This is a genomic window from Comamonas sp. (assembly GCF_009360615.1).
In the GTDB taxonomy this organism is placed as follows: Bacteria; Pseudomonadota; Gammaproteobacteria; order Burkholderiales; family Burkholderiaceae_C; genus Comamonas.
This window is the reverse complement of the sequence record NZ_SPEY01000071.1, coordinates 1-17635: the sequence shown is the minus strand read 5'-3', so window position 1 is coordinate 17635 and position 17635 is coordinate 1. Positions and strand designations below refer to the sequence as shown.

15 protein-coding genes are annotated in these 17635 nt (G+C 61.1%); 2 read left to right on the top strand and 13 right to left on the bottom strand.

The window, feature by feature from the left end; all coding sequences use genetic code 11:
• Positions 1 to 82 precede the first annotated feature (82 nt).
• Positions 83 to 856, bottom strand: a complete 774-nt coding sequence (locus E2583_RS18030; RefSeq protein ID WP_291597584.1) for a helix-turn-helix transcriptional regulator — start codon at positions 854 to 856, stop codon at positions 83 to 85.
• Between the two features lie 179 nt (positions 857 to 1035).
• Here E2583_RS18030 and E2583_RS18025 point away from each other — a divergent pair, with 179 nt between their 5' ends.
• Positions 1036 to 2271 (top strand): MFS transporter, encoded by a 1236-nt coding sequence (locus E2583_RS18025; RefSeq protein ID WP_291597663.1) that lies wholly within the window; start codon positions 1036 to 1038, stop codon positions 2269 to 2271.
• Positions 2272 to 2722: 451 nt separating this feature from the next.
• Complete coding sequence (locus E2583_RS18020) at positions 2723 to 3091, top strand: DUF1428 domain-containing protein (protein ID WP_291597583.1); 369 nt, start codon at positions 2723 to 2725, stop codon at positions 3089 to 3091.
• Positions 3092 to 3169: 78 nt separating this feature from the next.
• Here the strand turns inward: E2583_RS18020 and E2583_RS18015 are convergent, their stop codons facing one another.
• The 12 genes from E2583_RS18015 to E2583_RS17960 form a co-directional block, all read right to left on the bottom strand.
• Positions 3170 to 4687 carry a PepSY domain-containing protein gene (locus tag E2583_RS18015; protein WP_291597582.1) on the bottom strand — a complete coding sequence of 506 codons (1518 nt, stop codon included), beginning with the start codon at positions 4685 to 4687 and terminating at the stop codon, positions 3170 to 3172.
• A gap of 11 nt (positions 4688 to 4698) precedes the next feature.
• A complete protein-coding gene (locus tag E2583_RS18010; protein WP_291597581.1) occupies positions 4699 to 6885 on the bottom strand; it encodes a TonB-dependent receptor in 2187 nt (728 codons plus the stop codon).
• An 89-nt stretch (positions 6886 to 6974) separates the two neighbouring features.
• Positions 6975 to 7334: a DUF2946 family protein gene (locus E2583_RS18005; protein WP_291597580.1), complete on the bottom strand. Its 360-nt coding sequence runs from the start codon at positions 7332 to 7334 to the stop codon at positions 6975 to 6977.
• Between the two features lie 833 nt (positions 7335 to 8167).
• Positions 8168 to 8455 (bottom strand): H-NS histone family protein, encoded by a 288-nt coding sequence (locus E2583_RS18000; RefSeq protein ID WP_291597579.1) that lies wholly within the window; start codon positions 8453 to 8455, stop codon positions 8168 to 8170.
• A gap of 283 nt (positions 8456 to 8738) precedes the next feature.
• Positions 8739 to 10016, bottom strand: coding sequence for an MFS transporter (locus tag E2583_RS17995; RefSeq protein WP_291597578.1), 1278 nt, complete (start codon positions 10014 to 10016; stop codon positions 8739 to 8741).
• Positions 10017 to 10026: 10 nt separating this feature from the next.
• Positions 10027 to 10374, bottom strand: coding sequence for a DMT family protein (locus E2583_RS17990; protein WP_291597577.1), 348 nt, complete (start codon positions 10372 to 10374; stop codon positions 10027 to 10029).
• Between the two features lie 85 nt (positions 10375 to 10459).
• On the bottom strand, positions 10460 to 11134 hold the full coding sequence (locus E2583_RS17985; RefSeq protein ID WP_291597576.1) for a hypothetical protein: 675 nt from the start codon (positions 11132 to 11134) through the stop codon (positions 10460 to 10462).
• A 166-nt stretch (positions 11135 to 11300) separates the two neighbouring features.
• Positions 11301 to 12653 carry a sigma-54 dependent transcriptional regulator gene (locus E2583_RS17980; RefSeq protein ID WP_291597575.1) on the bottom strand — a complete coding sequence of 451 codons (1353 nt, stop codon included), beginning with the start codon at positions 12651 to 12653 and terminating at the stop codon, positions 11301 to 11303.
• A complete protein-coding gene (locus E2583_RS17975; RefSeq protein ID WP_291597574.1) occupies positions 12638 to 14023 on the bottom strand; it encodes an ATP-binding protein in 1386 nt (461 codons plus the stop codon). Before E2583_RS17975 ends, E2583_RS17980 begins: the two co-directional genes overlap by 16 nt.
• Before the next feature lie 119 nt (positions 14024 to 14142).
• Complete coding sequence (locus tag E2583_RS17970) at positions 14143 to 14526, bottom strand: DUF6713 family protein (protein WP_291597573.1); 384 nt, start codon at positions 14524 to 14526, stop codon at positions 14143 to 14145.
• A gap of 22 nt (positions 14527 to 14548) precedes the next feature.
• Entirely contained in the window at positions 14549 to 14671 is a 123-nt protein-coding gene (locus E2583_RS17965; RefSeq protein ID WP_291597572.1) for a hypothetical protein, read from the bottom strand.
• Between the two features lie 403 nt (positions 14672 to 15074).
• Complete coding sequence (locus E2583_RS17960) at positions 15075 to 17552, bottom strand: EAL domain-containing protein (RefSeq protein ID WP_291597662.1); 2478 nt, start codon at positions 17550 to 17552, stop codon at positions 15075 to 15077.
• Positions 17553 to 17635 lie beyond the last annotated feature (83 nt).

Below are 17635 nucleotides of genomic sequence, written 5' to 3'. Positions count from 1 at the left end.
GCAGGCGTCATTCCGAGGCGCCGGCCGGACTTTCGAGCCGGATCGCGCCCGACGAGCCTCGGTGGCCAGTCGCGTTTCGGATTCATCGGTAGAAGCTGGACGGTGGCGTCTTGAAGTGGCGCCTGAACATCGCAGCAAAGGCGCTGGGGCTGGCGTAGCCGCAGTCCAGCGCCACATCGATGAGCCTGTCGCCCTCGGCGATCCGGCGCAAGGCATGCAGCAAGCGTGCCTGCTCACGCCACTGCGCGAAAGTCATGCCGGTTTCCTTGATAAAAAGCCGGTGCAGTGTTCGCTCCGCCACGCCGATGGACTGTGCCCAGTCGGCGGCACTGGATGTGTCCGAGGGGCGTCTGGACAAGGCTTCGCATATCGAGCATATCCGCGTGTCGACCGGCATGGGCAGGTGCAGCGGCAGGGTGCTGGAGACTCGAAGTTCGCAGACCAGCAAGTCCAGCAGCAAGGCTTCTCGGCCTTCGACCAGCCCGGTCGGTGCAATCCTGACCGCTTCGACCAGCAGTTCGCGCAATAACGGCGATACATTGATGACGCAACTTTCGGCGGGCAGGTTTGCAATCTTTGTCTCGTCGATGTAGGCGGTGCGCATCAGCACATCGCCGGACATGGTCACATTGTGTCGCAGCCCCGCGAGCATCCACAGAGCCCGGTTGGGTGGGACCACCCATGAGCCGATGTCCGAGTGCACCTCCATCACACCGTCGGTGGCATAGAGCAACTGTCCCTTCGGGTGTGAATGCCATCCGGTGGAACTTCCCGTCGGCCAGGCGTTCTCCATGACCACCAATGGGCGGGGCAGACTGTCGAAGTGCTTGTGCTTGTCTGATGGATGGGCGTGCATGGCAGAAACTCTACAGAAGTTGGCAGTTCAGCGTGCGACTGCCGCTCTGCTCCTCGGTACGCTTCAGTGCGGGCCCTAGCCTTGATCATCCTCAAGGCCTGGAAGCCCGACTCCAAGTCGTCCATCGTGCCTGCCGAACGTCTCGTTCGCAGGCTTGCACCTGCTCTACAAGCCTTTCCATGTCTGCGAAATCTGCAACGCTCGACGCGCCTGCCGCGTCATCTTCCGGATCTGCGGCGGAGCCAAAGCCTCACGGCTTTTTGCTGCCCATCGTTGGAGGCGCGGCCTTTGCCCACCTGCTCAATGACCTGATCCAGGCCATGTTGCCGTCGATCTATCCTCTGCTCAAGTCGAATTTCTCGCTCAGCTTCGGGCAGATCGGCATCATCGCCCTTGTTTATCAGGTCACGGCCTCCCTGCTGCAACCCTGGATCGGGATGTACACCGACAAGCATCCCAAGCCATACCTGCTGCCTTCAGGCATGGTGATGACCCTGATCGGCATAGGACTGATCGCGGCGGCCAATTCCTTTCCGATGCTGTTGATCGCGTCGGCCGTCATCGGAGTCGGCTCTGCCACTTTCCACCCCGAAGCATCGCGCATAGCACGTCTGGCGTCGGGTGGCCGCTTCGGCACGGCGCAGTCCACGTTCCAGGTCGGCGGCAACACCGGAAGCGCCATCGGGCCGCTTCTCACTGCCGCCGTCGTCATACCCCTTGGCCAGGGTGGCGTAGCCTGGTTCACGCTGGTGGCGCTGGTCGCCATTCTTGTGCTGTATCGCCTCACGATATGGGTTCAGGACCATGGACAGGCCAAGGCCAGGAGCCTGGCCCGGACTCATGGAGCAGGCCTCAGCCGCGCCCAAGTGATCCAGGCCGTGATCGTCATCTGCATTCTGATGTTTGCGAAATTTGTCTATATCGCATCGTTCACGAACTACTTCACCTTCTACCTGATCGAGCGCTTCAACCTCAGCGTGCAGAACAGCCAGATGTTTCTTTTCATGTTCCTTGCTGCCGTCGCCGCAGGAACCTTCGCGGGCGGACCGGTGGGGGATTGCATCGGGAGAAAGGCCGTCATCTGGATTTCCTTTCTCGGCGTGGCACCGTTCGCTCTTGCGCTTCCCTACGCCAACCTGTTCTGGACGGCGGTGCTGGCCATCGCCGTGGGGCTGGTGATGTCATCGGCATTTGCCGCACTCGTTGTCTATGCGCAGGAGGCTGTTCCCGGGCGCGTGGGACTGGTTTCCGGCCTGATGTTCGGTCTGATGTTCGGCATTGGAGGCATTGGCGCCGCCGGCCTTGGCGAACTGGCCGACATGAAAGGCATCGTCTGGGTTTACGGAGTCACATCGTTCCTGCCGATGCTGGGGCTGGCCACCGCCTTTCTCCCCCGCACGCACCACAAGGCTTGATTTGCTTGGCTCGTGCAATCGCTTCCGTGTCTTTCCTGGGTCGTTGCCTGCCGAGACATGGTTTCACGGTTGCACGCAATGCCGGCTCGCCGACTACATCCCTGCGCACGCAGGCAGAGTCAGGGGAGGTCACGATTGCGAAGGAACCGTCCCGCAGCTGTCGGTCACCAACCTCGGGCTGCTTGCACAGGAGTGGCCCAGCCATCGAACCGGAAGCCGTCGCCACCTTCCGGGCCATTGTGCCGATCAAGTCCGGCGCGGGCAGGCCTGGGCATGCGTCTGGTTGCAGTTCACCACAGACCCTGTCGCAGAGTCTCGCTCGACTCCCGTTGCCCGATTCTGAGCTGTGAGCCCAGAGCTCCAGGCTGAATGCGAGGCTCTGCGGACCGGTCTGTCATACTGCAGCGTTGTTGCATGGTTCCCGACAGGCCCATTGGGCAGGAGTGAAGATATGTCCTATATCGATGGTTTCGTGATCGCCGTCCCCACCGCCCACAAGGAAAAATTCATCGAGCATGCGCGCAAGCTCGATCCGATATTTATCGAACTGGGCGCAATCCGCGTGATGGAGTGCTGGGGCGATGATGTCCCCGATGGCAAGGTCACGGACTTCCGGCGCTCGGTACAGGCTACGGCCGAAGAGACGGTGGCTTTTTCCTGGGTGGAATGGCCGGACAAGGCCACGCGCGATGCAGCCATGAAGAAAATGATGGAAGACCCGCGCATGGACCCGTCCGCTCCCGGCAACCCGCCCATGCCCTTCGACGGCAAGCGCATGATCTTCGGAGGCTTTGAGCGGGTCGTCGAAGTGAAGGCCTGAGGCCTGCGCTGCGGCCTTGCCGCGCTGGGATGTTTTTGCATCCAGTGCGAGATCCGAGCCAGCTCTCTGTGCCTGAGCTCAGACCCGGCGCTGGTGAGTGATGAAGAGCTTGAGCCGCCGGTATCCCAGCACCATGCCCGTCAGTGCCAGGGCCAGCGCACCAATGCTCAGCACCACGAGAACGGCATCACGCGGCCAGCCCTGGCGCAGCATCCAGGGCAGATCCCAGCTGTGCAGGAAATTGAACAGCCAGCGGCCTGCGCGCTGTCTTCGCTCCAGGCTCAGCACCACATCGCCTGTGCCCGGGCTGAGGTAGACAAGCGTGCGGCCCGGATCGTCGAACTGCAGCCTGAGCACGGGCAGATCGCGGGCTGTCCCCGAATACATCGAGGCTTCACCCCGGCGGTAGTAGTAGGCGTCGTATTCGTTCAACCAGGCGGTGGAGCGTATGGCAAAGGGCAGCAGCCTCTGCGCTGCCTGCTCCAGCAGAGACTGCTCAAGCGCGCGCTCCACCTGGGGAGCCACAGCATTTGCGGGCAGCACGCGGGTGTCACCCGCTCCGTCAAAGGCCAGCAGATAAGGCTGCCCGTTCAGCCATTTCCATTCGACCTCGCGCGTGTCAAAGCCCTGGGCATCGAGCAGTGTCAGTGCTTGGTGCGTGGAGAGTCCAAAGCTCGTGGCACCAGGGACTGCATGCTGGTAGGCGCGCAGGTCGGGACGGGTTCCTTGCGGGCTGAAGAGTCCCAGTGGATTCATGGACATCAGGCCGCTGAAAATCCAGCTGATCATCACCGCCCCGAAGACGAGGCCCGTGATGTGGTGCCAGCGCATCTGGAACTCCCGATAAGGAGTCTTGGAACCCGATTTGTAGCGGCCTGTGAAGCGCCATCGCCAGAGGCCCACAAAGGTGCCGGCGATGGCAGACAAGGTGCCCAAAGCGGAGAGGCCGATGACCAGCCAGCTCCATACGGGATCCCTGGAGCCGTCGCGGAACATGTACACCCAGTGGAGCCAAGCCCCCACGTAGTTCCAGTAGCGTTGATGGCGTGGGGCATCCATGACCACCTCACCGGTGCTTGAGGAGATGTACAGCAGGCTCGACGCGGAATCATCCATCTGGACCTTGATGAGAGGCCTGTGGGGATTCAGCTGGGCCGAGTGCGTCCAGCGGTCATCCCGGGTTCGTCCTTGCAGAACGGCATTCGCTCCAGGCACGAATGCTCGGGCGCTTCGCAGGACTGTTGCGTCATCGGGCGGGGGAACAGCAACTCCCGTGGTGGCATCAACGACCCGCAGCGTCCCGTCTGTCTGCCTGAGCCGATAGCTGGGGCGGCCTGCAATCGTGGTGAGTGTGATCTGCTGCACCTCTTCGGGAGTTGGGCTGTGCTTCAGTGCAGCCTCGACCGGAAGGCAGCACTGACCGGTGCTCAGGGAGGGCAGTGCGCGCAGGTGTTCTGTCGGCAGCAGCTTGGGGTAGCCGACAAAGAGCATGACCACACCGCTGAAGACCCATAGGGACATCGGCACACACGCAGCCACGGCTGTCCAGCGGTGCACCAGGAATACCAGCCGTTTGGCATGGGCGGAAGTCCACATCAGCGGCCCGATCAGAAACGATGGTTCAACGTCAGCTCGACATGTCGTCCCTCCCCGACAAACCACTGGGTATTGGTGTAGTAGGAGGTCGTGAAGTACGGCTTGTCGAAGAGGTTGAAGGTGCGCAGTGTGAGCGTGGTGGCCTTGCTCGCCTTCCATTGCAGCGCCAGGTCAGCGGTGGTGTATGCCGGCAGCTTCAAGGTGTTTGCGTTGTCTGCATAGCGCTTGCCCACATGGCGCAGACCGCCGGACAGCGTCCAGTCAGGCACGGGCTTCCAGCTGGCCCAGACATTGGCAACCCGTTCCGGTACGTCCGTCGGCACATTGCCATTGCGCGAGACCGTAACGCCGCCTGCAGGCTCGCTGAAATCGTCATAGCGCGCCTTGAGCAGGGCGATGTTGGCGTCGATCTGCAGGGCTTTGGTCAGCTGCACCGACAGCGTGCCTTCGATCCCCCTGGACGAGCGCTTGCCGACCTGTACACGCAATGCCGGGTTGGCGGGATCTCGCGTCAGCAGACGGTTCTTGGTGATGGAATATGCGGCAAGCGTCCAGTCTCCCTTTCCCTCCCAGAAGGATTGCTTGATGCCGACCTCCAACTGCTTGCCGGTGGATGCATCAAAGGCGGAATTGGCGGTGGACAGCAGCAGCAGGCCGCTCACCGGATCGGCGGCCCTGGACGCCTGTGCATAGAGCGAGAGATCGGGGTTGAGCTTGTGGACAGCGCCGAGACGCCAGCCGGTATTGGCATAGCTGCGCTTGAAGGCCTGATTGCCGGCGACCAGATCCTGGCGCGAGAGCCGAGCGTGGTCGAAGCGCAGACCGGCCACGACAGACCAGCGATCGCTGAGCTCCAGCCGGTCTTCCGCGAACCACGCATATTGCTCGGCCTTGTTTTGGTAGCGGGCGATGAAAGGGATGGCGCTGTAGTAGTTGCCAGGGTCCGGGTTGTAGGGATCCACGGACCCGGAGCTGCCCGTGTAAGTGTTGTTGGTGTGCCGAAACGATGCCCGATTGACGTCGAACCCCAAGGAGAGCTGGTTTGCGCGTCCGAACAGACTGCCGCTGAAGCTCACGTCCGTCGTGTTGCCCGTCTGGGTCTGGTCGTGACCGATTTCCGTATTGTCCGAGCGGTCGATCAGTCCCGTGGCTGTGTTGTATCGATAGGATTCGGCATTGCGCCAATAGCGATCACTGCCGATGTGATAGAGCTTGCTGCGCACCACCACCTTGCTGCTGGGCGCCCATTGGGCGGACAGCTCGGTCCATCGATCCTTGTACAGGATGCGGCTGTCCGCGACGTTGTAGTTGCGCTCGCGTATGGCCGGGTCTTGCACTCCGTTGATCAGCGGGGTACCGAAGTAGCGCATGGGTTTTTGCCGGCCTTGGGCATGTGTGAGCTGCAGGTTCAGGTCAGGTGTCACGTCCCAGCGCAGCGCGCCCGAGATCGTCCGGTCGCTGGAGTCCCCCCGGTCCACCCAGCCATCGGATTGATGGCCGCTGACATCCAGGCGGTAGGACCACCGTTCGTTGATTGCGCCGCCGCTGCCAAAAGCCAGTGTGCGCCTGCCATGGGTGCCTGCCGTGGCCTGGACTTCGTTGTGCACAGGCCCGCGAGTGGGCTTCTTGGGGATCACGTTGACCACGCCGCCAATGGCGCCGTCACCATAGATCACGGATGCCGGTCCACGCAGAACCTCGATGCGCTCGATGGACCAGGTATCGAACGGAAAGCTCACGCCGACGCCGCCGTACTGACGCGTGCCGTCGTATAGACGCATGACCGAGGTGGTGTCCGTGAACCCTCTGGCCGAGAGCGAGCTGCCGCTATTGCCGGGATGTCCGAGGCTGGTGATGCCGGTAGATCGCGTGATGGCGTCGACGAGAGCCGTGTCGCCGCGAGCTTCCAGCTGCTCGCGCGTGGTGATCTCGACGCTGGCCGGTGTATCGCGCGCACTCAGGTCGAGCCGGCTGCCGGTGCTTAGCGAACGCTCCAGGGAGGTATTGCCCGAAGAGCGGACGGTGACCGTGTCCAGGGTGGCATCGGGCTGGGCCCAACCCGCTGAAGAGGCGGCGAGAAGCGGCGCGGCGAGCGATAGCCGGGCAACGGTCAGCGCCGCATGCGGGCGTTGAAACGGCAGGGACGCAAAGGGTCGGGCGCTGCCATCAGGCATCGCACCAGAAGAGTAAGAGGTCATGGAAAAACTGCGTGCAAGTGAAATCGGCCGGGCAGGGCTGAGCCCGACGGCGATGGGTGCGACCGTCCTGGTGGACGGGCACGGCTGACTTACACGAGTGCTGGTGGCCCGCGCGGGGGGAGCGGCGCCCCCACCAGCGCGGCAATGCGCGCCGAAACCACGGGGTGCAGCGCGAGTCCGAGCGGCTGCGGCCGAACCAGGTGCGCCGAGAAACGGGCCGGGGGGGCCGTGATGGTCAGGCACAAGGGGCAATCCAGCGAATGGTGAAGACCGGGCGTGGCCTGCCCGTCGTCATCGAGCATGATCACCTGCATGCTGCCGCTGGAGGTACACACGACCTCCATGACTTTGGGATGCACGATGGGCGATGCGACCGCAATACCCACAGTCAGCATGAACCACGCCAGAACCAGGCGGGTCAGTGACAGGGAGTTGCGCAGCGCTTGCATGGTCGCGCATTATGAATGGCTTCGCGTGGAAACCGGGCAAAGACCTGCGTTTGCCGCGTTCTGGCAATGTCGGGCTTCCGTCGCCCATGGCTCTGGAGGACAGGATATGCGATGGCATGTGTGCTCAACGGTTCTTGCGACGTCCGAGAGCGGCCAGAAGCAGAGGGCTTCTGGCCAGTGCAGTCGGCCTGCATCGTTTGGATCGAAAGCAGGCCCCTGTGCCTCGCCGATGCAGGGGGAAAGGTGCCACCATCGGAGCGTGGGTGACGGTGCTGACCCGTCCCGTCACAGGTTGACACCTGTCCGGGTGTGATCTTCCACCCAGGCTCGCAGCAAGTCCTCGTGACCATCAAGCCTTGGACGGGCTTGTGCGTGATGTCTTGCCTGCAGGCGTTTGTGTGGTCTGGACTGCGTGGTCGCGCCTGAGCGCGCGAACGACCGCATCAAAAAAGGCCGCTTTCTTCCTGGCTTGCTTCAGCGGTACTTCCAGTTTCCTGGTGCACTGCCATGGCGGCATCCGCTTGGCGGTTCAGACCGCTTGTGCAAGTGTTTGCGCTCCTGATGGAGCAGCACTTCCAGTGCGTCCCCCCGTGCTCGTGAAGCCACACCAGTACGGCAGCGGCACCCTGATTTCGTTCCGCTCATGGGCCTGCCGGCAGGTCGGTTCGCCTCTTCCGACGTGATCGACTGCAGCCGTCTCAAAAGCCAGCGCGTAGTTCTGCCGCTTTTTCTGAACCCATGGCTCCATGGGGCGTCCTCTCTGCTTCACGGAATGGTGTCCACTCAATTCAGGACGGGTCATGTCCATAAAAAAGTGGCCGCCAGGGCCACTTTTAAATCGCGAACTGCGAACGGTCTTGATCCTTGATCCAGTTTGGCGGCTTTCCTCGGCCGGTCCATGTCTGGCCTGTCGCTGGGTCCCTGTATTTGGGGGCCACAGTGCCTGTCTCGCGCTTTTGCTTGGAGGGAGGGAAGACGTCGTCATGCGTCAGGCCGAAAGCCTCGATCAGGCCCTTGATTTTTTGCACCGCGTCCGCGACTTCAGTCCTTCGGGCCGCCGCAATCTGCTGCTCAAGAGCCTCGCGTTGCGCCAACAAGTCCTTATAAGAATGTGTACTCATCTCAAAGAGGTCCTTTGTAAGTTATGAACCCGCACTAAAGGGATGCACCCATACATGAGATACGTCGTTTATGCAGTCGGGTCACTTTCCGTCGAAAGTGACCGCGTACATTGTGTCTTGGATTCAGGTGCGTCAATCCCAAAATCTCGGACGAGACATAAAAAAACCGGTTCCTTGAATGGCGCCGGATCGGCGCCCCGGCCTCTCGCACTGCTCCTATTTCACGGCAAGCGCCGGATCGCTGGATTGAGGTCCGATCGCAGCAGTCTCCTGGCCTGGGGTGTCACCGCCCTCTGGGGCCGCCCCGGATGTCCCGGGCCCGCAGGGCGACGGGAAGGGGGGGCGCCATCCAGCGGCTCCCGATGCAGTAGGTGATCAAGGCGGCTGTGGCGATCAGGCCCAGCGAGGCAAACGCCGTGCTGTAGCCGTAATGCTGTGCGATGGCTCCCGCCAAGGCGGGGCTGAGGGCGGCACCAAGCCCCTGGATGCTCATCACCGCGCCCAGCCCGGCATTGATGTGTCCGGTGCCGCGCAAGATGCTGGAGACCAGCCCGGGCAAGGCGATTCCGAGCAGGCCGGCCCCAACGCCATCGAGGGCCTGCACGGGGATCACGGCCCACGGAGAATCCCAGAAGCCTGCCACGAGTCCTCGCACGGGGAGCACCATCAGCGCCGCCATGACCAGGGGGCGATAGCCGTGGTGGCTTGCAAACCTGCCTGCCCATAGCGCCATGGGGATCATGACCAGTTGTGCCACGATGACGGTCGATGCTGTGAATGCGCTGGGATCGATGCCTGTGCGTGTGACCATCGCCTGCGCGAACAGCGGCAACATGGCGGCATTTCCGAGATGGAGCAGCAGCATGGTTGCCGCAAGCAGGCCCAGCTCACCGGCATGTGAAAGGCGCTGAAGCGTGGAGGTCGGGACGCGCGGGATTCCACCGGATGCAGATGCCGGACCGAGGCCCCGGGCTCTCTCGTGGTCGATGTCCTGGGGTCGTATGCTGCGCAGGCAGATCAGGGATGCGCAGGCCATCATTGTCATCAGGAGCAACACCGCCGAAATCCCCCAGCGATAGCCGGCGAGACCGGCCAAGGCGGCCGCAGTCATGTTGCCCGCATGGCTCCAGGCTTCGTTGATGCCCAACTGTTGCGACAAATGCCGGGGATCTGCAAGGCCCAGGGTGATACCCATGACACAAGCCCCCAGCAGGGCTCCGACCACCCCGGTCACCAACTGTGAGACAAGCACGACGCCAAACGACGGCGAGTGCCATAGCGCCAAGGTGGCCACAGTGAGAGCTCCTATCCCCAGGGCCAGCAACAGCCGCTTGTGGCGTGAGGCATCGACCCAGGCACCCATGGGCGCGGTCGCCAGCATGCCAGCGATGCCCCCGGCCGTCATGACATAGCCGATGTCGTCGGCGCGCCATCCTTGTCCAAGCAGAAGAACGCCCAGAAACGGGCCCAGGCCATCGCGCACATCGGCGAGGAAAAAGTTCAGGCCGGGCAGCCGGCGACGCGAGCCGGCATGTTCTTGCGTCAGGGCGGGCTTTGCCATCTTCTGCTCCTCAGTGCAAAGGGCCTTTGAAGACGAAGAAGGCGCCCAGGCAGATAAAGCCGAAGCCCAGAAGGTGGTTGAGCGTCAGTTTCTCCCCCAGATAGACGACGGAGAAGACGGCGAAGACCAGCAGGGTGATGACCTCCTGCATGGTCTTGAGCTCGGCCGCGCTGTAGACGCTGTGGCCAATGCGGTTCGCCGGCACGGCAAAGCAGTATTCGGCCAGGGCGATCATCCAGCTCACGAGGATCACCACGGACAAGGGGCGGTCTCCAAATTTGAGATGTCCGTACCAGGCCATGGTCATGAACGCGTTGGAGATGAAGAGCAGGATGACGGGCAGGACTTGGGGAGACATGGGGGAGTTCCGTCGGGGGAAGCAGGGCAGTCAAGGCGGGTGCAACCGGGTGTCGCACCAGCCCGCGAGATTTCGCAGCCGCTGATTACGGGGCGCGGTCGTAAAGCGGTTGCAACGCCGCCAGGCTTGCGCCCATGCTCACCGCTTCCAGAGAAGTGCCGAATTCATTGCGCGTGCCCATTCCGGCCGCAGCGAAAGCAGCCCCCGGTTGAATGGAAAGACGCAGGCTCTCGGGAGGGAAGCGGACAATGCTGCCGTCGCCGAGGATGACGCCGTTCGCCTCGCCGCGCGGTCCCGTGAGCACGGCGTCCACGCGCCCCTCGACCTGCTGGGTCTGCAGGCGTTGGGCGCGCAGATGCGGGGGCAGAGCCCTTCCCTCGCCCACAAGCGGCGGCTGCTCGTAAACGGTGCGCCCAGTGGCTGTCTGGATGATGGCTTCGGCCTGCACCGTGCCTCGGGTTTGCGCTCTGCCGATGGCGCGCACGGCATCTCCGACCTTGACGGCAGCCAGCAGCGCCTCGGCCATGTGCGGCGGAAACTTGACGATGCTGCCATCCTTCAGGCGCAGCCCATCGACTTCGCCATAGGGATTGATGAGCATCTGCCGCACCTGGCCTTCCAAGACGTACTGGCCTGCGGGAGCCGGGCGGGCTGGCATGGGGGGGTGCTGTGGGGCAGGGCCATGGGGCTGGGCTTGCACGCTCAGGCTGCACAGGCCGAAAGCCAGCGCGGCAGACAGGGCGGTAAAGAACTGGGACATCAAGGGTCTCCTGGGTTGAGTGAAAAACACTCCCAGCAAGACGCAATGACCGTGCCTGAAAAGATTCCCAATCGAATCAAGGGTTTGGGGGGGTAGACAGACCCGCGTTGTCCGCTGCGGTGACGCGTGGTGTCACCAAAGCGGACACTGCCTGCCTTGGCGTAGTCTAGTCCAGACGGTATTCGGCCAGCTTGCGATACAGCTGTTGGCGCGACAGTCCCAGGCGTCTGGCAGCTTCTGCACGATTGCCCGCAGTCGCAGCAAGGGATCGGCTGATCATTTCTCGTTCGACGCGCGCCACGGCGTGGTCCAGAGGGCCGTTCCAGTCGATCTCCAGGACTGGAGTGACGGGCGCGGCGGGTATCTGCAAGCCGATATGCTCGACCTCGATCACAGGGCCGTGGCTGAGCAGTGCCGCTCTCTCCATGGCATTGCGCAATTCGCGCACATTGCCCGGCCATGGGTGGGCCAGCAACAGTCTCACCGCTGCGTCGCTCAGATGCTTGGGCGAGCCGCCTGCCTGCAGGCGCAAAAAATGCTCGGCAAGCAGCACCACGTCTCCGAGCCGCTCGCGCAGCGGTGGAAGCCACAGAGGGATGACCTGCAGGCGATACCAGAGGTCTTCGCGAAACCGTCCTTGCTTGACGGCCGTGGGCAGATCCTGGTGGGTGGCCGCGACTACGCGCACGTTCACGGAGTGCACCCGATTGCCGCCCACCGGCGTCACCTCGCGCTCCTGGAGCACCCGCAGGATCTTGGCCTGTGTGGACAGCGGCATGTCGCCGATCTCATCGAGAAACAAGGTGCCGCCATCTGCCTCGCGAAAGCGTCCCATGCGTTCATTGACGGCACCCGTGAATGCGCCCTTGACGTGGCCAAACAGCTCGCTTTCCATCAGCTCGGCCGGAATTGCCGCGCAGTTCACGGCCACGAATGGCCTGCTGGCTCTTGCGCTGTTGCGGTGCAGGGCCCGAGCGACAAGCTCCTTGCCAGTGCCGGTTTCACCAAGAATCAGGACAGTGGCATCGCTGTCGGCGGCCAGCCCAATGCGTTTGAAAACCTGGCGCATTGCCTCGCTGCTGCTGATCAGCTCGCTGCCGTCGGTGTGCACATCGGTATCGTCGGGTTCTGCCGTCCCCCGGGCCTGCAGGGTGGAGGGCGCTCTCTGCCGCAAGGCACGCTCCAGCGTTTGCACCAGACTCGCACGCGCAACAGGCTTGGTCAGGTGATCGAATGCGCCCAGACGCATGGCCTCGATGGTGTTGCCACCACTGGCATAGGCGGTGAGCATGATGCAGGGCACGCGCGAGATAGCGGCTGCTCGCCGCAGAAACGACAGGCCGTCCTCACCGGGCATGCGCAGGTCGACGATGACCGCATCAACGACTTCCGTGCGCAACCTGTGCAGAGCGCCCTCGGTGCCCTCGGACTCCAGCACAGAGTGACCCAGGTCGCCAAGCGTCTCTGCCAGACTGCCGCGAAACGCGACATCATCATCCACAATCAGGATACGGGCCATGGCAGCTCCATCTCTATACGAGTTCCTCTGGGCGCAGAGGCCAGTGCAACCCGCCCGCCGTGCCCTTGCACGATCTCGCGCACCAGCGCCAGACCCAGCCCCGTGCCGCCAGCGCGAGTCGTGGCAAACGGTTCAAACAGTGTCTCGCGCTGGGAAGGCGGAATACCGCTGCCGTCGTCGGCCACCCAGAGCAGCAAGGCGCCTGCAGGCGTGCGGCTCGCTCCAAGCTCGATCGAGCCATGAGGCCCGGTGTGCGCGAGCGCGTTGAGCAGCAGGTTGTCATAGACCCGTGCCATCTGCGCGGGATCGAAAAAAGCAAGTCCTTGTGCACTGGCAATCAGCTTGGGCGACAGCGCCACCGCAAGCTGTTTGCCCTGCTGTTGGGCTGCCTCGGCGTGGGCATGGCATCGCTGCTGAAGCCATTCCCGCAGATCGATCTCCTGACGCTCCACGCGAAGCGGCTGGGTCAAGGCCAGCAGGCTGGAGATCAAGGCCTCGAGGCGCTCGGTTTGTGAGAGCACGACTTGCAATGCGCTTTCGGCACGCACGCTGCGCAGCTCAGCGGGAGCAGCGAGTGCGTTCTCCGCTTTCATGCGCATGGTGCCCAGGGGATTGCGTATCTCATGAGCCAGTCCTGCAGACACACGGCCCAGTGTGGCAAGACGCTCGGACTGAGCCAGTTGCGCGCGGAGGTCCGCAGACTGGCGCTGCCATTTCGAGATCATCCAACCCAGCCAGGCCCCTGATGCCACCACCAGCGCCAGAAGCAGGCTCACGGCAAGGATCAATGTATTGACCGTATCGGCAGCCATGATAGGCACGCGCATCAGCGTCCAGGCGACCAGGCGTTCGTCGCCCAGATCTACGGGACAGGCAGCGAATGCGACCGCTTCGCGCAGGCCGGGGCGTACATCGGACACCAGGCCGCCGGTGTCCTGGGCACGCTGTGCCGTGGATGCGATGCGTTCCAGCTCGGCGCTTGGCGGATCGCGCTTGATGCCCGTGCCGTCATAGGTCGGAAAGGCATAGGCGACGACTCCTGCACCGGCTCGCCAGAAGCCCCCTTCCATGCCTGGCTGATCCCGCAGCGCAAGATCGAGCACCGCCTGGGCGATTGCCGGAGCAAGGCTGTGCGAGTGCTCTGCAGGCAGGCGCTGCGTGCCGGCTTGCAGAGCGCTGCAGCTCGTCGATGTCAGGCGCTGTGCCTGCGCGATCTGAGGGCCAGCACCTTGCCGGCTGATTGTGAACAGCAGCCAACCGAGCAAGAAGGCGACGGCTGCAATGCACAGCCATAGGATCAGCAAGTCACGTCGGACGGGGGCGGGGAGCGACAGGGCGGACTCCATGGATGTGAGGCTTGGGAAGAGCATGGAGTAGAGGCTTGGAGCCGCCTTCTGCATGCCACCGAATCATATCTGCGCTGCCTTCGGACGAATTTGAAATGCGGATTCTTGGCGCACCAGCGCCGATGGAGTTGCCTGCCCGAAAACTAAAGCGGCTTCTCCACGCTTCGCAGGGCGATCAGCTGCCATAGAGAGAGCACAAGAGTTCCCGTCAGCAAGACAACCGACATGGGCTGAATGAATGACTCGCTGCCCCGGACGAAAAGCACGCAATGAATGCCAACGGTCAGGAGCCCGAGGCAAGCCAAGAGCTTGTAGAAAGGCAAACCGGTTTCTGTATCGGCTACGACGCGGCCGTGCGCATAGAGGACCCATGCAATGACGGGAATATTGAGCAGCAGGTTGACTTGATTGCCGCCAGGAATAAGGAACAACTCCCATTCATGCCAATAGGCTGCATCGATTTGATGGGTGATCAGGACGGTGGAATTCGCCAAACAAAGGTATCGAAGGCGATCTTTCTGTTGCATGTCAGGCATTTCTTTCTGTTTTTCAAATCAGGAAGCCATGCTGGCGGTCGCTGTTCGATCCATTCAGCGCATGATGGCCGTTGACGGCGACCTCGGACCGTGCCGTGGGAATCATGGTGCGGGAGAGCGCGCGCTTTGGCACCACCGAAGAAGCTCCAGGGCCCTGGAATTCTTCATGCGGGCAAGGCCTTGCAAGGGTCTCAGGGCTTGATGGGGTGGCTGTGCATGGACCGTGCCCGTACGCCCGAGGGCTGGGGATGGGCCAGAACGATCCAACCTGTGTCGCGCGATGCGCAACATGTCCTTTGACGATTGCGCAGGTGATGCGTTTGCGCCGCGATGGCACCCGGCTCCAGCCTGACCTTGCGGCCGGAGCCTACAGCGCGTAAGCCGCATGCTGCTACTGATCGAGACCTTCCATCGAATCAAGAGGAGGCCCCGGGATGATGGTGCGTTCCGACTTCCGGCCCGGAGAGGGCGGGAATCGGAACAGACATGGGTCTGTTCGTAAAAAAAACGTGTGAATTGCTAATTACTGATTGTGATAATCATCCATCACTTTGCAGTTGGCACACCCTGAAATCTTCAGCCCACTTCAGAAATTCGCTGGCTGGCATGGGTTTCGCAATAAAGTAACCTTGAGCAATATCACATCCAAGTTCTTTGAGCAGATCCCAGTGCTCTTTGGTCTCTACCCCTTCGGCCACTGTCTTGCGTCCGAGATCATGCACCAGATCAATGGTGGATCGCACTATTGTTGCGGAATCTTTGTCGTGGTGCATTGCAGAAACAAAAGACTGGTCGATCTTGATGTAATCGACCGGCAATTTCTGGAGATAGCTCAATGAAGAATATCCAGTGCCAAAGTCGTCCACATAGAGAGGAATGCCAGCATTGCGCAGTTCTTTCAATGCTCCCAAAGCATAATCGGCATTCTCCATCACAGTGCTTTCGGTAATCTCAACTTCCAGCAATCCTGCGGAAACCGCACGCTCCGAGTGCCATTGGCGATAATTTTCGAAGAGTTTCTCGTCCCGGAAATTCCGTGCCGAGATATTTACAGCAATCGGGATGGCACAGCCTTTTTCTTCCCAGCTCTGCAACAGATCCAGGGCAGCAACGATCACCCATTCCGTCAATGGCTTTATCAAGCCGGTTTGTTCTGCGAGGTCTATAAAAAGTCCAGGAGGGATTAAACCTTTCATTGGATGCATCCAACGAACCAGCGCTTCCGCACCGCAGACATTGCCAGAGGAAAGATCAACTTTAGGCTGGAGGAAAAGTCGCAGCTGATTGCCGGTAATGGCTCGTCGAAGCTCGCTGGCCATCGTCAATCTCCCAGCTTGATTTTTTTGATTCGACGTATCGAACACGCAACGGCTCAGTCCCCGATTCTTTGCCTGAACGGTGGCCTTCCCCATTCGACGCAGTATTTCATCTGAGGTCTTGCCATGCTCTGGAAACAGCGCGATGCCGATTCTTGCACTGACATCCAATTCAATATCGGCAACCTGAAATGGCCGGGAAATATGCATTTCCAGTTCATCGGCCAGGGCCAAGGCGGAATCTATATCCTTGGCGGGGGCAATAATTGCGAACTCGTCACCACGCAAGCGTGCGACATATGCAGATTCAGGAGCGTGGCGTTGCAATCGTTTTCCGAAATCTCGCAATATCTGGTCACCATTGTTGAAGCCTAGGGCATCATTAATTTCACTGAGGCGTTCAATATTGAATTGTAGTGCGGCAAGGGGCACTGGAAGTGAATTCGTATCGGCGACTTTTGCAGTCAGGACCTCCTGGAACTCTATGGCGTTGGGAAGCCCGGTGAGCGAGTCATGACGCAGCATGTGGTTTATCTCTGCTTGAACCCGCTGTTGCTCGTTGCGTGTTCGCAAAGTGGAAATACCAAACGCTAAGTCATCCGCAGAATCCGTCAGCAAGGCAACCTCATCCTCGCCGAATGCATTCGTGTCCGTGTCATAGATGGACAGCGCACCGATAACCTTTCCGTTTACCAGCAAGGGACAGGATGCACCGGAACTCAATTTTCCGAGCTGGTCATGCCAACGGACATGGTTCGAATCAATACGCAAGTCATGAACGCACTGGACTTTTCCGGTACGGATTGCGATGGCGGTGAGACTTTGGCCCTGCTCGTTATCCGCCGCTATAAGCCCGAGACTGCGAAGAGCCGGGAGACCGCCTGGATAGTTGCACTCTGCCATGGGGATCAGTTCTGTGGTTGCATCGCTGCTGATGTACCAGACAGCGGCCATGCCGTAACCTCCAGCAGTGACAATAGCGTGGCACATGCTCTCAAGCAGGCTTTGCTCTTCAGTGGCGCGAAGCATTGTGCGATTACCCGCACTTAATGTGCGGAGGGCACGGCCGATACGCTCCAGCTCGTGCACTCTTTGCCCAAGCTCGACGTTCAGCGCGTGTATACGCTCTTCATAGCGCTTTCGCTCGGTAATGTCGGTTCCCAAAATATAGTATCCGTCGATATCTCCATGGATTCTGAAATTGGGAATATATTGAAAAGACTGCCATATCCCCGGAAACGGCTGCCAATCATAGGTTTGAGATTCCCCGGCAAGCACCTTGTCTATCAACGGACTTGCAAGGGCATAGAGCTGTTCCCCAAGGATATTTGAGACCGACTCTCCTGTGATGTCGTCGCGATCGGGCGCGAAGCACTCCCGGTATTGAGAGTTGACGTAGACATAGCGCTGTTGTGCATCGACGTATGCAATTAATGCAGGAACACTGCTAATGACATTATTGAGGTGGCTCTGGCTTTCCTGCCATTCTTGGGTGCGCTGACGCACATCGGCCTGCAATGCCGCGTTGTGTTCCTGGATGATTCTTTGTGCAGTGCGTTCAGCCGTCACATCCCTGAATACCAGCACTGCGCCTCGCAGTTGGCCGTTTGAGTCGCGAATGGGAGCAGCACTGTCGGAAATCGGGCATTCGCTTCCGTCCCTGGCAATGAGTGAGGTGTGCTCGGCGGGGCGTGTCCGAATTTTTGTGTAAACGGTTCGGACTTCAATTGACGGAGATGCGGTCTCCGAACTGAATGGTAAAGCGGGTCAGCGCAGCCTTCCAA

Excerpts from the sequence above, each read along its gene's own strand:
- E2583_RS17980 (WP_291597575.1), bottom strand. The coding sequence starts at position 12,653 with ATGGCCCGTATCCTGATTGTGGATGATGATGTCGCGTTTCGCGGCAGT.
- E2583_RS17995 (WP_291597578.1), bottom strand. The coding sequence starts at position 10,016 with ATGGCAAAGCCCGCCCTGACGCAAGAACATGCCGGCTCGCGTCGCCGG.
- E2583_RS17975 (WP_291597574.1), bottom strand. The coding sequence starts at position 14,023 with ATGCTCTTCCCAAGCCTCACATCCATGGAGTCCGCCCTGTCGCTCCCC.
- E2583_RS18020 (WP_291597583.1), top strand. The coding sequence starts at position 2,723 with ATGTCCTATATCGATGGTTTCGTGATCGCCGTCCCCACCGCCCACAAG.
- E2583_RS17970 (WP_291597573.1), bottom strand. The coding sequence starts at position 14,526 with ATGCAACAGAAAGATCGCCTTCGATACCTTTGTTTGGCGAATTCCACC.
- E2583_RS17985 (WP_291597576.1), bottom strand. The coding sequence starts at position 11,134 with ATGTCCCAGTTCTTTACCGCCCTGTCTGCCGCGCTGGCTTTCGGCCTG.
- E2583_RS18005 (WP_291597580.1), bottom strand. The coding sequence starts at position 7,334 with ATGCAAGCGCTGCGCAACTCCCTGTCACTGACCCGCCTGGTTCTGGCG.
- E2583_RS18030 (WP_291597584.1), bottom strand. The coding sequence starts at position 856 with ATGCACGCCCATCCATCAGACAAGCACAAGCACTTCGACAGTCTGCCC.
- E2583_RS18025 (WP_291597663.1), top strand. The coding sequence starts at position 1,036 with ATGTCTGCGAAATCTGCAACGCTCGACGCGCCTGCCGCGTCATCTTCC.
- E2583_RS18010 (WP_291597581.1), bottom strand. The coding sequence starts at position 6,885 with ATGACCTCTTACTCTTCTGGTGCGATGCCTGATGGCAGCGCCCGACCC.
- E2583_RS17990 (WP_291597577.1), bottom strand. The coding sequence starts at position 10,374 with ATGTCTCCCCAAGTCCTGCCCGTCATCCTGCTCTTCATCTCCAACGCG.
- E2583_RS18000 (WP_291597579.1), bottom strand. The coding sequence starts at position 8,455 with ATGAGTACACATTCTTATAAGGACTTGTTGGCGCAACGCGAGGCTCTT.
- E2583_RS18015 (WP_291597582.1), bottom strand. The coding sequence starts at position 4,687 with ATGTGGACTTCCGCCCATGCCAAACGGCTGGTATTCCTGGTGCACCGC.